The following is a 3,383-nucleotide window of genomic DNA, read 5'->3' as shown; positions in this document are numbered from 1 at the left end:
CTTGTAAACCGACGTTCACCGTGTGCCCCGTCCGTTCCAGGGCGGGGTACACCTTTTTCTCAGGTCACTTTCAAGCATTCTCAACGGGCTCTAAGTAACCACTCCGTACATTCATGGTCGATACATGAAGCCACAGAAAGCAGGACTGACCATGAGCCCGATCTTTGGTAAACGCAGCAACCGATCGTACCCGGCCGCCTCCGAGGGAGACCATGGGACGCCCCAAGACCAGAAAACTTTTGAGGGTCGCCCGCTGGACCGGCAGAACGAGGACGTGGAGGACCAAGGTCTCGCCTTCGACCTCGGCACCCTGGTCTCACGACGCCGCGCGTTAGGGGTCTTCGGCGCGGGTGCCAGTGTGTTTGCCCTGGCCGCCTGCTCTTCGAACGCGACGAGCACGAGCAGCCCGTCGGCGTCGGCGTCGTCAGCGGCGTCGTCGGCGAGCGCGACCCCCAGCCCCACGGCGACCTATAACGAGGAAATGCCGGGAGAAACCGCCGGCCCCTACCCCGGGGACGGCTCCAATGGGCAGGACGCCCTGGAGATCTCAGGGATCGAACGCAGCGACATCACCGCAAACATCGATGGCGGCACCACCGCGGACGGGGTGCCCATGACGTTGACCATGAACATCGTGGACATGGTCAACAGCAACGGTCCGCTCACCGGCGCGGCCGTGTACGTGTGGCACTGTGACGCGCAGGGAAACTACTCGATGTACTCCGAGGGCCTGGAGGACGCCACGTACCTGCGTGGTGTGCAGGTGGTCGGCGACGACGGCACGGTCACATTCAAGACGATCTTCCCGGGCTGCTACATGGGCCGCTGGGCGCACATCCACTTCGAGGTGTTCCCGGACATCGACTCGATCACGGATGCCGCCAACGCAATCCTCACCTCGCAGATCGCCCTGCCGGAGGACGCGTGCAACACGGTCTACGCGCGCTCCGAGTACAGCGGTTCCGCGGAGGCACTCGCCGCGGTGACTCTCGAGTCCGACAACGTGTTCTCCGACGGGTGGGACCTGCAGATGGCCGATGTCACCGGGAACGAGAACAGCGGTTACACCGCGCACATCGATGTCCCCATCGACACGAGCACGGAGCCGGAGGCGGGAGGGGGAATGGGAGCGCCCCCCGCCTGATCCCGAGCCCGCAGCCATCGAGGTCATCGGAGCGCCCGAGAAGGACGACGCCGCCCGCGAAAGTCGCGGGCGGCGTCGCCGTCTATTTCGGGAGAGGTGAGGTCAGCCCTTCTTGAGGGTGATCTGCCAGCTGGCCTCGCCCTTCTCGACGAAATCGGTGACCTCGTGACCGTCGGTGGCGGCCCAGTGCGGGATGGCCTCGGTGGCCTGGGTGCAGTCGAAGTCGATGACCAGGTGGTCGCCGGACTGCAGGGTCTTCATGACGTCCTTGGCCTCGATCAGCGGGAACGGGCAGACCGCGCCCAGCGAGTCGAGGGCGTAGTAGCCCTCGCCCAGATCCTTGAGCTTCTTGGACGGCGCCAGGGTCGGGTCCTTGACCATCAGCGCGGACGGCGCCGCGGCGAAACCGGAGAACGCATGAGTGTTCCGCGGGCTCTTGGACGGGGTCGCGTCAATGGAGTTGCCGGACGGGTTCTCGTTGGAGATGTTGTGGTCCAGGCTCTCGGACGTGGAGTAGGTCTCGGTGTCCTGAGCTGCGGCGGCGGGTTGCGCAGCGGAAGGCTTGAGCCACAGCTTGGTGCCCGCGCCAACACCCAGGGCGATGAACAGCAGAGCGATCCAACCCTGGAAGCTGAACAGGCTGGTCTCGACCATGCCGTTACCCACGGTGCAGCCACCGGCCAGCGCCGCGCCAATACCCATCAGCACACCGCCGACGACGGCGCGCACGGTGGTCTTGGCATCGGCCACACGGATACGGAATTCGCCGGTGGCCTTGGCCGCAATGAAGGAACCGATCAGCAGACCGAGCACCAGCAGGGTGCCCCAGTTCATGAACTTTGCATCGCCGGTGGTGATGAAGTCCACGGTGTGAGCGGACGGGGTGGTGATGCCCAGACCACCGTTGCGACCGGCGGCTGCGGACAGCGGCCAGGCAATGACGCCCAGCAGGCCGATCATCCACGCGGCGTTGTACACGTGCAGCGGGCGCTTCCAGGCCGGACGGTTGTTGAGGCGCGCCGGCTTGGGGCTGCCGGCTTCACGGATCATGAAGCGGCGAACCATGATGCCGGTGAACACAGCCAGTGCGATCGCGAAGATCCACGGAGAGATCCCGAGTGCCGCCGGGATGGTGGTCAAACCGGTGTCCCAGCTGGTCATCCAGGAATTGAAGCCATCCAGCATGCCGCCCTTCATGGCGGACGCGGACAGCGCATACATGGCCAGCGCCACCCACGAACCCACCAGGCCTTCGCCCGAGCGGTACCAGGTGCCGGAGGCGCAACCGCCGGCCAGGATGATGCCGATACCGAACATGAAACCACCGATGATCACGGCCGCCGGGGCGAACGTGCTGTACTCGGGGGCAATCACGCCCAGACTCGTGAGAGCCGCGAGCCCAATGGCGTGAACGGAAATCACGATGAGCAGCGCCGCGAACGTGCGCCACGACTTCTGCAGGAAGATGTCCCGCAGCATGCCGGTGACACAGAACCGACCGCGCTGCATCACGATGCCCAGCACGGCGCCGACAATCAGACCGGTAAGAATCATGTAGTGAACCTGATTTTCAGTAGATGAGGAGGGTCAGAACGCGCAGTCGCGTTCCGAGGATCGCCATCAAGTAAACAGGGGGCGCTCCGGTCGGGTCGAGGGGGTTGCAACAAACCGTCATATTCAGGTTTCCCCCAACGCCTGAGGGTAATGGGGGTCACGCGGGAATCTCGCTCGTGTCGACATCGAAGTACCGGGACAGGACCCGTGCGATGCCCTCGTCGTTGTTGGAGGTGGTCACCAGGTCGGCCGCTGCCTTGGCCTCGGGGATGCCATTGCCCATGGCAACGCCCAGGCCTGCGGTGCGCAGCATCCCGATGTCATTGCCGTTGTCCCCGAACGCCATGACGCGGGACAACGGGATGTCCTGGGACCGGCAGTAGTCGGTGATGGCGGAGCCCTTGTCGACCCCGGCGGCGGTGGCCTCCAAATACAACGGTGAAGAGTACGCGAGTTCGACTTGCTCGCCGTAATCCCGGGTGAGCTCGTCCAGCAGCGGATCGGTCACGTCCCGCTCGCCCACGAAGAGCACTTTGGTGGGTTCCACGGCCAGCTCCGACAAGTCCGCCACGTCGCGGATGGTCAGGTCATTGCCCGCGGCCTCGTGCTGCGCGTGGGTGTCGGCCGAATCCTCGACCAGCAGCTGATCGTCATGCGGGATCATGACCATGACATGGTGCTTCTT

At 64.6% G+C, this 3,383-nt stretch carries 3 protein-coding genes; 1 reads left to right on the top strand and 2 read right to left on the bottom strand.

Annotated elements, in window-relative coordinates; genetic code table 11:
• The first annotated feature begins 151 nt into the window (after positions 1 to 151).
• On the top strand, positions 152 to 1,144 hold the full coding sequence (locus Q4E95_RS12100) for an intradiol ring-cleavage dioxygenase (protein ID WP_303383544.1): 993 nt from the start codon (positions 152 to 154) through the stop codon (positions 1,142 to 1,144).
• A gap of 102 nt (positions 1,145 to 1,246) precedes the next feature.
• Here Q4E95_RS12100 and Q4E95_RS13935 read toward each other — a convergent pair whose 3' ends face one another.
• Together Q4E95_RS13935 and Q4E95_RS12085 are read right to left on the bottom strand one after the other, a co-directional pair.
• Positions 1,247 to 2,698, bottom strand: a complete 1,452-nt coding sequence (locus tag Q4E95_RS13935; protein ID WP_368660332.1) for a YeeE/YedE thiosulfate transporter family protein — start codon at positions 2,696 to 2,698, stop codon at positions 1,247 to 1,249.
• A gap of 157 nt (positions 2,699 to 2,855) precedes the next feature.
• A partial coding sequence (locus Q4E95_RS12085) for an HAD hydrolase family protein (RefSeq protein ID WP_303383543.1) occupies positions 2,856 to 3,383 on the bottom strand: 528 nt, incomplete at its 5' end.

The sequence above is a fragment of the Kocuria sp. genome (assembly GCF_030536815.1).
Taxonomy (GTDB): domain Bacteria; phylum Actinomycetota; class Actinomycetes; order Actinomycetales; family Micrococcaceae; genus Kocuria; species Kocuria gwangalliensis.
This window is presented reverse-complemented; position numbering and strand designations above follow the sequence as displayed.